The 8,598-nt window shown below is 69.3% G+C and carries 6 protein-coding genes; 5 read left to right on the top strand and 1 reads right to left on the bottom strand.

The features are described 5' to 3' along the window. Positions 1–220 precede the first annotated feature (220 nt). The 5 genes from O3Q52_RS43115 to O3Q52_RS43095 all read left to right on the top strand — a co-directional run bounded on the left by O3Q52_RS43115 (position 221) and on the right by O3Q52_RS43095 (position 6,858). Positions 221–1,510 carry an ABC transporter substrate-binding protein gene (locus O3Q52_RS43115; protein WP_269653982.1) on the top strand — a complete coding sequence of 430 codons (1,290 nt, stop codon included), beginning with the start codon at positions 221–223 and terminating at the stop codon, positions 1,508–1,510. Continuing rightward, entirely contained in the window at positions 1,510–2,481 is a 972-nt protein-coding gene (locus O3Q52_RS43110) for a carbohydrate ABC transporter permease (protein WP_269653981.1), read from the top strand. The genes O3Q52_RS43115 and O3Q52_RS43110 overlap by 1 nt, the downstream gene beginning before the upstream one ends. Continuing rightward, positions 2,478–3,374 (top strand): carbohydrate ABC transporter permease, encoded by an 897-nt coding sequence (locus tag O3Q52_RS43105; RefSeq protein WP_269653980.1) that lies wholly within the window; start codon positions 2,478–2,480, stop codon positions 3,372–3,374. The genes O3Q52_RS43110 and O3Q52_RS43105 overlap by 4 nt, the downstream gene beginning before the upstream one ends. Positions 3,375–3,381: 7 nt before the next feature. After that, positions 3,382–3,990 (top strand): hypothetical protein, encoded by a 609-nt coding sequence (locus O3Q52_RS43100; RefSeq protein ID WP_269653979.1) that lies wholly within the window; start codon positions 3,382–3,384, stop codon positions 3,988–3,990. 120 nt (positions 3,991–4,110) lie between these two features. Continuing rightward, positions 4,111–6,858, top strand: a complete 2,748-nt coding sequence (locus O3Q52_RS43095; RefSeq protein ID WP_269653978.1) for a Tat pathway signal sequence domain protein — start codon at positions 4,111–4,113, stop codon at positions 6,856–6,858. A 100-nt stretch (positions 6,859–6,958) separates the two neighbouring features. Here O3Q52_RS43095 and O3Q52_RS43090 read toward each other — a convergent pair. Then, positions 6,959–8,598: SCO7613 C-terminal domain-containing membrane protein (locus O3Q52_RS43090; RefSeq protein WP_369124184.1), on the bottom strand; the 1,640-nt coding region annotated here is incomplete at its 5' end.

Raw genomic sequence — 8,598 nt, 5'->3', positions numbered from 1 at the left:
ACCGCTCGACCAACCCCGCCCCACCTGCACACTCGCCCAGCATTCCCGCCCAACGCCCCGCCACATCCCCTCAGTTCAGGCCGTCGCGCCGGCGACCCCGTTCACACCGATTCCTGTCCGAATCATTGACGCCCGCTGAGACCCTCCGTACCTTGTGCCAGCAAGCGCTTACTTGAAACGATTCATGGAGCGGACGGCTACGTCGCGGGGAGGCCCGACTGTGGGAGAAAACGGGAGTGTTGAGAGGCGGACGGTCCTCAAGGCGGCCGGAGCGTCGCTGGCCACGCTGGGGCTGGCCACGACGACGGCCTGCGGGGGAGACAGCGGTGGATCGGGAGACGGAACCGTCGAGATCCGCTTCGCCTGGTGGGGCGCGGAGGAGCGGGCCAAGCGCATCAACCAGTCCATCAAGCTCTTCGAGGAGAAGTACCCGAAGATCAAGGTGAAGACGGACTTCCAGGATTACGTGGCCTTTTGGGAGAAGTTCCAGACCCAGGCCGCGGGCGGGAATCCGCCGGACGTATTTCAGAACGCGGTCGCATTCCTGCGGAAGTACGACAAGAGAAGTGTTCTGCTCGACCTCAAGTCGCAAGTGGACGCGGGAAATCTGGACCTCAAGAACTTCCGCGCCGGAGTCGAGAAGGTCGGAGAGGTCGACGGAAAACTCCTCGGCGTACCCGTCGGTTCCAACACCATGTCACTCGTCATTGACGAGAAAGTCTTCAAAGCCGCCGGGGTGAAGGCCGAGCAGGGCTGGACCTGGGACGAGTACTTCGCCGCGCTCAAGAAGATCCATGACACCCAGAAGGTGGCGGGCGACACCGGCTACTTCGGGATCATGTACCTCTACGACCTCTATCTGCGCCAGAACGGCAAGGCGTTCTTCACCGAGGATGGACTCGGTTTCGAGGAGAGCGATCTGACGGAGTGGTGGCAGGACGGCTACAACCGCGTCAAGGCCGGCATCGTCACCGACCCGAAGAAGGTCGAGCAGCTCAAGCCCAAGTCGGCGCTGGCCTCCGGGGACGGGGCGTCCGAGTTCACCTGGGACAACTTCACCGTGCGCTATGCCACGGAGGGCGACAGCAGCTACGGCCTGGCGCCGATCCCCACGACCGACGGCAAGGAGACCGGGCAGTACCTCGGCTCGCTCATGCTGAGCGGTTTCGCGCGGACCAAGCACCCCAAGGAGGTCGCCCAGTTCATCTCCTTCATGGTGCACGACCCCGAGGTCGGCAAGATCATGGGCTACGACCGAGGCCTCCTCTCCACCACCGAGCAGTTCGACGCGTACAAGCCGACCGACGCCCCCAACCAGGCGATCGCGAAGTACGAGGCGGACGTCGCCGAGGCCGGACTGCTCGGGACCATCACGCCGCACCCGGCGGGCGCCGACACCGTGGAAGCCGCGTTCCTGCGCGTCGCAAGTGACATGTCGACGGGCAAGACCAAGGTCTCCGACGCGGTCAAGCAGTTCTTCTCCGAGGCGAAGACCGCCCTCGCCACCTGATGGGAACAGCAGTGACGACGCTCATCAAGGACTCTCCGCCGGATGCCCCGGAGAAGCGTCCCGGCCGCCCCGTCGCCGTGCGGCGACGTGGCCGCCGGGAGAATCTGGCCGGCTACCTCTTCATGTCACCCTGGATCGCGGGCTTTCTGCTGCTGACCGCGGGGCCCATGGCCGCATCGCTCTATTTCGCGTTCACCGACTACAACCTCTTCGACTCCCCGAAGTGGATCGGCTTCGACAACTTCACCAGGATGCTCGACGACCCCCGGTGGCAGAAGTCGGTCGAGGTGACGGCGAAGTACGTCATCATCGGCACCCCGCTGAAGCTGCTCCTCGCGCTGGGGGTCGCCCTGCTGCTCGCCCAGAGCCGGCGCGGGCAGGCCTTCTACCGGGCCGCGTTCTACGCCCCCTCGCTGATCGGCGCGAGCGTGTCCATCGGCTTCGTGTGGCGGGCCCTGTTCTCCGACGACGCCGCGGTGGACCGTACGCAGTCGTTCTTCGGGGTCGATGTCGGCGGCTGGGTCGGCAACCCGGACTGGGTGCTCTACAGCCTGGTGGCACTCACCGTCTGGCAGTTCGGGGCGCCCATGGTGATCTTCCTCGCCGGGCTCAAGCAGGTGCCCAAGGAGCTGTACGAGGCGGCCGAGGTGGACGGCGCCGGACCGTTCAAACGGTTCTGGAGCATCACCCTGCCGATGATCTCGCCGGTGCTGTTCTTCAACGTGCTGCTGGAGACCATCCACTCCTTCCAGATCTTCGGCTCGGCGTACGTCGTCTCCAACGCCTCCTGCGGACCGGCCGACTCCACGCTCGTCTACACCTGTTACCTGTACCAGAAGGGCTTCAAGGAGGCTCAGATGGGCTTCGCCTCCGCGATGGCCTGGATGCTGCTGCTCGCCGTGGCGCTGGTGACGGTGGTCCTCTTCTGGTCCCAGAAGCGATGGGTGCACTACGAGGAGGCCTCCCGATGAGCACCACCACGACTCCGACCACGACCCCGACCGCCCCGCGCAAGTCGCTGGACCTCGGGCGCAAGCGGACCGGATCGCTCGCCTGGCACCTCGGCGCCCTGCTGGTCCTCGCGGTCGTCCTCTATCCCGTCGTCTGGGTCCTCGGCGCCTCGTTCAAGCCCAGCCGGGAGATCATCGGCAGCCTGCAGCTCTTCCCGACCAGCCCGATCCTCCAGAACTTCAAGGGGCTCGCCGACGGCATCGCGGACATCTCGATCGCCACGTTCTTCGAGAACTCCCTCTTCTACGCGCTCGGCTCCGTCGTCGGCATCCTGATCTCCTGCTCGCTGACGGCGTACGCCTTCGCCCGTATCCGGTTCGCCGGGCGCAACCTGATGTTCTCGCTGATGATCGGCACTCTGCTGCTGCCGTACCACGTGCTGCTCATCCCGCAGTACGTGATGTTCCAGAAGATGGAGCTCATCAACACCTATGTACCGCTGCTGATCGGCAAGTACCTGGCCACCGAGGCGTTCTTCGTGTTCCTCATGGTGCAGTTCATGCGGAACCTGCCGAAGGAGCTGGACGAGGCGGCGCGGCTCGACGGCTGCGGGCATCTGCGGATCTACTGGTCGATCGTGCTGCCGCTCTGCCGTCCGGCGCTCATCACCAGCGCGATCTTCACCTTCATCAACGCCTGGAACGACTTCATGGGCCCGCTGATCTACCTCAACGAGCCAGGCAAGTACACCGTCTCGCTGGGCATGATGATGTTCCGCGACCAGGAGGGCGTCGCCAACTACGGCGGCATGATCGCCATGTCGCTGGTGGCGCTGCTGCCCGTGCTGGCCTTCTTCCTCGCCTTCCAGCGGTACCTGATCGACGGCATGGCGACCTCCGGGCTGAAGGGCTGAGCCGGTCATGACCCAGACGCGCACCAAGGCTCGTACGGCCGCCGCTCCCAGGCGTGAATCGGCCTTCGCCGAGCGGTTCGCACTGTTCGCCGAGTGTCTGCTCACCGGGGTGTGGATCGCGGTGGCCTCGCTGCCCGTGGTCACCTATCCCGCCGCGTTCGCCGCCGGGTCCCGGCATCTTCGACGGCGTACGACCCATCTGGGCGGCGGCTGGCGGGAGTTCGTCGCGGACTACCGGTCGGCCCTGCGCGGCGGGTGGATCGCGGGTCTCGCCGGGTGGGCCGCGGCCCTCGCGGTGTGGGTGGACGTCCAGGCCGTGCGTGCCGGGATCCCCGGCGGCCCGGCCGTCGGGGCCGTCGGTCTGTTCGCCCTGATCGGGCTGGTCGTCGCCGGGCTGCGTGCGGCGGCGGTCTGGGAGCCCGGCGCGTCCTGGCGGGAGCTGCTCGGGGCCGCCGGGCGCCGTACCGTCCTCGACCCCGCCGGGTCGTTCCTGCTGGTCGGCGGAGTGGCCGTGGTGGCCTGCTCCGCCTGGTTCGTCCTGCCGCTGGCGGTCCCCGTGCTCGGGGCCGTCGCGGCGGCGGCGCTCGCCGTGGAGGAGCGCGGCCGGCACCGCTGACCCAACCGTCCGACAGCACCCATCACGCGTACACGAGGTCGGCGTCCGGTGCCGCGCCTCTCCCTTTCATGCCCCTGACTTCCCCTTACTTCCCCGCACGGAAAGGAAAGGCTGGATCTCATGTCTCCCATCCCCCGCAGGTCCCTCCTCAAGGCGGCCGCCGTCGCCGGAGCCGCCGCCCAGTTCAGCTGGGCCCTGGGCGCTCAGGACGCGCAGGCCGCGCCGAGAGCCGAGGCCGCCGACGCGGACCCGGTGACCCTGGACTGGCTGGAGGACGGCGGCCTCGGCGCCGCCCCCGGCTCGACCGTGGGCGTGCCCTGGCCGAAGGGCGCGTACGAGAAGGAGCAGACGTTCGCGCTGACCGACGGCGACGGCAAGGAGGTGCCCGTCCAGTCCTGGCCGATCGGCTACTGGCCGGACGGCTCGCTGAAGTGGACGGCCCACGCGGTCGGGCCGGGGGCGGGGAGCGGCAAGCTCACGCTCGCCGCGGGGTCGCCCGCCGCGCCCGCGAAGAAGGTGACCGTCGACAAGCGCGGCGGCTCCATCGACGTGTCGACCGGTGTCATCACCGCGAAGATCGGCAAGAGCGGCTCCACGCTGGTGAAGTCCGTACTGCGCGGCTCGACGGAGATCGCCAAGGACGGCCGTCTCGTGCTGCTGCGGCAGCCCGAGATCGAGGACGGCGACCAGGGCGCGGAGAAGTACGAGCGGTTCGAGAGCGCCGTCGCGGAGGTGGAGGTCGAGCAGGACGGGCCCGTCCGTGCCGTCGTCCGTATCGACGGCAAGCACCGCAAGGGCAGCCGGAGTTGGCTGCCCTTCTCGGTCCGGCTCTACTTCTACGCGGGCGCCGAGTCGTTCCGCATGGTGCACACGATCACCTTCGACGGCACCCAGGAGCCAGGCAAGGCCAGCGGCGACTTCATCCGCGGCATCGGCGTGCGGTTCAAGGTGCCGATGCGCGACGCCGCGTACGACCGGCACATCCGTATCGGCGGCGAGGGCACCGGTCTGCTGCGTGAGGCCGTCAAGGGCATCACTGGTCTCCGCCGGGACCCGGGCGCGGCCGTGCGCACCGCCCAGTTCGAGGGCAAGAAGCTGCCCGACCCGTCGACCTGGGACCAGCGGGTGACCACCCGCCTCCAGTACATCCCCGAGTGGGGCGACTACACCCTGTCCCAGCTGTCCGCGGACGGCTTCTCGGTCCGCAAGCGCACCAAGAAGGGCCACGGCTGGATCGGCGCGGGCGGCGGCCGGCGGGCGAGTGGCTTCGGGTACGTCGGCGGCGCGAGCGGCGGACTCGCCTTCGGGCTGCGGGACTTCTGGGAGAAGTTCCCGGCCCAGCTCGACATCCGCAACGCCCAGACCGACGAGGCCGAGGTCACCATGTGGCTCTGGTCGCCCGAGGCACAGCCCATGGACCTGCGCTTCTACCACGACGGCATGGGCCAGGACACGTACCCCGAACAGCTCGAAGGCCTCAACATCACCTACGAGGACTACGAGCCCGAGTTCGGCACGCCCTACGGCATCGCCCGCACCAGCGAACTCCTCTTCTGGGCCCACGAGTCGACGCCGAGCGCCGACGCGATGGCCGAGCAGGTGGACGCCGTCCGCACTCCGGCGCAGCTCGCCGCCCCGCCCAGGCACCTCATCAAGGCGGGCGTCTTCGGCAGGCTCTTCTCCGAGCCGGACCGGACCACCGCCGCCAAGGCGAAGATCGAGGACCACCTCGACTTCCTCTTCACCTATTACAAGGACCAGGTGGAGATGCGCCGTTGGTACGGCTTCTGGGACTACGGCGACATCATGCACAGCTACGACCCCAGCCGGCACCAGTGGTGCTACGACATCGGCGGCTACGCCTGGGACAACTCCGAACTCTCGCCCGACCTGTGGCTCTGGTTCGCTTACCTGCGCTCCGGCCGCGCCGACATCTTCCGCTTCGCCGAGGCCATGACCCGGCACACCGGCGAGGTCGACGTCTACCACCTCGGCAAGTGGGCGGGCCTCGGCACCCGCCACGGCGTCCAGCACTACGCCGACAGCGCCAAGCAGCAGCGCATCGCCAACACCACCTACCGGCGCTACTACTACTTCCTCACCGCGGACGAACGCGTCGGCGACCTCATGCACGCCAACGTCGACTCCGACGAGACGTTCCTCGTCCTCGACCCCATCCGCAAGATCCGCACCGAGCCGTACGAGCCCGACCGCAACGCGCTCTCGATCGGCTTCGGCACCGACTGGAGCGGTCTGGTCTCCGCCTGGCTCACCGAGTGGGAGCGGCGCGGGCCCAAGTGGGAGAAGGCCAAGGCGCGGGTCCTGTCGACGATGGAGACCATCGCCGCCCAGCCCAACGGGTTCGTCCAGGGCAGCGCCCTGTACGACCTGGACACCGGGAAGTTCGCCGTCGCGGACAAGGCCGTGGTCGGCGTCTCGCACCTCTCGGCGATGTTCGGCCTGGTCGAGATGAACGCCGAACTGCTCGACCAGATCGACATGCCGAGGTTCAAGGAGGCGTGGCTCGACTACTGCCGCTACTTCAACGCCACGAAGGCCGAGCAGAAGGCCCGCTACGGCTCCGACTTCGGTTCCCTGCTGCTCTTCCAGGGGCACGCGCGGCAGGACGCGTACGCCGCTGTCCAGTTGGGCGACGACGCGCTGGCCGCGCGCGCGTGGCGGCAGTTCTACAACAGCGCCGACACGTGGGACTACAAGGAGTCGACGGACTGGTCCACGAAGAAGGTCGACGGGCCGACCGGTCTGGTCCCGGGCAGTGAGGCGTCGTGGGTCTCGACGAACACGACGGCGTTGTACGGGTTGGCGGCGATCCAGAATCTGGCGTTGGTGGGCGACAAGATGCCGTGACGTTCCACTGGGGGGCGCGGGATTTGTCTGCGGGTCCGGTTGTGGCTGGGCGCGCAGTTCCCCGCGCCCCTGAGGGCGCGCCCCTGACGGGGCGCGCCCGTCAGTGCATCCTTCCCAGGACCTCCCGGACTCGGCGGGCGTCTCGGAGCCGTTGTTCGTATGTTGCGCCCAGGGCGAGGAGCAGGAGGCCGGCCAGGGCCGGGGGTACCCAGCGCGGTACCGCGCCCATGGCCTGGGCGATGTACGGGGCCAGTTCGTGGAGGGCGACCAGGGCGAGGGTGCCGCCGCCGAGGACGAGCAGGGCCTGGAGGCGTTGCCGGGCGCCGACGAGGGTGACCAGGAGTGCCGCCGTGCCGAGGAGCAGCGGGCGCGGCCAGTCGAGGTCGCCCCATGCCGCGAGAAGGCTCGGCAGCAGGGTCACCGACAGGCCGGGCCCGTACGCCGTCCAGGACGAGGTCTCCGGGTCCCGCCTCCGGCGGACGAACCCGACGACCAGAGCGGGCACGGTCACCGGCAGGGTGTACGCCTCGGGCGAGCCGACCTCCCAGGACACCAGCCGGACCCAGGTGGCCAGTACGAACAGGGCTGCTGCCACGTGGCCGAGCCGCCTGCGGTCCGGCCGGATCGCAGTGCCCGCGGCGATCACGCCGCACAGGGCCAGCACGAGGGCGAGCACCGGCGGTTCCACGGCCGCGAGGGCGATAGCCGACAGGGCGGCGACGGCTCCCGTGATCTCGACGGCCAGCGTCGGTGTCGCGTCCTCGAGCCGGGCCGCGAGGAGCGCGGCCGTGGCCGGCACCACCAGCACGAGCAGCGCGATGTGGTGCTGCTGCCATTCCAGCGACGCGCCCGTGGCACAGGCCAGCGCGGTGGCGTACGCGAGGGACGCGGCGGCCGAGACGGCCCGGATCTCGTGCTTCTGCCGGACGGTGACCGCCGCGAACAGTGCGGTCAGGCCTCCGAGGACGGCGAGCGTGGCGGCCTCGGCGGCGAGGGAGAGCGCGACGAGGTGGAGAGAGGTGAGGAGCGCCAGGCCGAGTGCGGTCAGGGTGAGGGGGGAGGGGCGGGTGCTGGTCGGGGTTGTGGCCGGTGCCGGGGCCTCTGCTGGGCTTGTGGGGCCGTCGTCGGCCAGGTGTGCGTGACGGGTGTACGCCGCCGCTGTCAAGGCGGCGGCAGTGGTCACGCCCAGCAGCAACAGGCCTGCCGGGTAAGGGAGTTCGAGAGTGGCGGGCAGTGCGAGGACCGCGGCCCAGGCCAGACCGAGCGCACCGCTCATGGCGACGGCTCGGTGCGGCCCGCCCCGGAACGTCAGGACCAGGACCGCCGCGACCGCGGTCAGCACCAGCGGAGCCGTCTCCGTGTCCGACGGCCAGGGAGTGGAGACCGTCACCGCGTCCCGGGCGTCGGAAGGCGCACCGGACCACACGCTTTCCACCCAGCCGGCCGGGCCCACGAGGACCACGGTGACGAGGGGCAGGGCCCATGCCACGGCGAGGGCCTGCACACCCGCGGAGGACCACCGCAGGCCACGACGTACGGACTCCGGCAGCCAGGTGCCGCGTACGGCCAACAACGCGACGCCGCACAGCAGATGGCCCGGAACCGTCCAGACGTCGGGCAGTACCGAGCGGAGCACGCCGCCCGCCGCGGCGACCGTGATCAGGCCCCCGGGCAACGAGAGACCGGGGGCGGCCTGCGCGGCGGGGGCGCGGGATCGGGAGGGCGTCGGGTAGGGAAAGA

Origin of the sequence: Streptomyces sp. ActVer, from assembly GCF_027270795.1 — a bacterium.
Taxonomy (GTDB): domain Bacteria; phylum Actinomycetota; class Actinomycetes; order Streptomycetales; family Streptomycetaceae; genus Streptomyces; species Streptomyces umbrinus_A.
The sequence above is the reverse complement of the archived record's forward strand: the minus strand, read 5'-3'. Positions and strand labels throughout refer to the sequence as shown.